Annotated in this window: 1 protein-coding gene; it reads right to left on the bottom strand. The window is 63.0% G+C overall.

The window, feature by feature from the left end; translation table 11 throughout:
• Positions 1 to 7 precede the first annotated feature (7 nt).
• Positions 8 to 1,315 carry an ISL3 family transposase gene (locus ACETK3_RS21275; RefSeq protein WP_373993592.1) on the bottom strand — a complete coding sequence of 436 codons (1,308 nt, stop codon included), beginning with the start codon at positions 1,313 to 1,315 and terminating at the stop codon, positions 8 to 10.
• Positions 1,316 to 1,452: the final 137 nt, after the last annotated feature.

Genomic DNA, 1,452 nt, shown 5'->3' with positions numbered 1-1,452 from the left:
CGGCTCTTCAGAATTGAGAGTGTAGTTTCGGTCTGAATCCGCCGGATTCCAGCAGTGATCGGGCGGTGTAGTTGGTGAGGTTCCGGAAGCCGAGAGCGGATCCGCGGAGGTGTTCGAGCCGTCCGTTGATGGCCTCAGTAGGGCCGTTTGATGTGCCGGGGCGATCGAAGTATGCCAGCACATCTGCTGCCCGGCGGTTGAGGGTCCGCCCGAGTGTTCTGAGCTCAGTGAGCGCGTTGGGAACGCCGGTGCTGACTGATTTGATGACTTCTTGCATCAGCTCACGTCCTTTGGGTCGGTCTGGTTCGCGGTAGGCGGCAACCATGCGTTGGTAGATTCCCCAGCTTGCTTCGACTTCGACATGCGTATCGGTAGAGAACAGGGATTCAAGACGTTGACGTTGCTTGTCAGTGAGCAGGTCCGCGCCGGTATGAAGAGTCAGCCGGGCCGAATACAGCGGGTCGCCGGCCCGTCCACGGTGCCCGCATGTCTGTTGCTGAACCCGCCGCCGGCATGAATCCAGGGCTTCCCCGGCGAGGCGGATCACGTGGAAGGGGTCCATGACCGGAACAGCGTCGGGAAGTTCGTCGGCAGCGGCGCTTTTGAATCCGGTGAACCCGTCCATGGCCACGACCTCAACCCCGTCCCGCCACTGCTGCGGGCGCGCCTGCAGCCAGGTGGCGAAAACTTTTTTTGAACGGCCCTCAACCATGTCCAGCAGCCGGGAAGGGCCCGAGCCGTCACGGATCGGGGTGAGATCAATGATGACGGTGACGTACTTGTCTCCGCGGCGGGTGTGCCGCCACACATGCTCATCAACACCAATGACCTTCACCCCGTCGAAGCGGTTCGGGTCATCAATCAACACACGCCTGCCCTCGGCCAGGACCGCCTTGTTCGCGGTGTTCCAGGTGACGCCGAGCCCTTCGGCGATCCGGGCGACCGTGAGGTGTTGGCACACGATTCCTTCCAATGCCCAGCGCAGCCCGCGGCGGGAGAGTTTCTCCCTCGGCCCGGCAGCTTTGGAGGTGTCTTGCCGCCACACGTGCCCGCACCCGGTGCACCTGTAGCGGCGGATGCTCACAAGCAGTGTGGTCGGCCGCCATCCGAACGGTTCGTGGCCCAGCCGGCGGGTCACCATGTCACGCGGAACGCCCTGGCACCCACACTTCGAACACCAGTCATCCGGATCGGTGACGCGGCACGCCAGGACGGCACGATCCGGGCGGACATACTGCCCGGTCACTTCGAGTCCGAGCCCATCGAGGCGGCAGAATGTGGTCAGGTCAGGGCTTTGGAAGGTAGCGTTAAACACGAGGGCCTTGCGGTAGAGAAACGGTGGAGTCGATACCCTGATTCTCGCCCAAGGCCCTCACCCCAGCCGAAACACCCTCCCCGCCCCGGACATCTCACGCGGCAGCCCTGATTACACTCTCAATTCTGAAGAGCCCG

This window comes from Arthrobacter sp. E44 (assembly GCF_041877125.1).
Taxonomy (GTDB): Bacteria; Actinomycetota; Actinomycetes; order Actinomycetales; family Micrococcaceae; genus Arthrobacter.
Note: the sequence above shows the minus strand (reverse complement) of the source record. Positions and strands in the feature narration are given on the sequence as shown.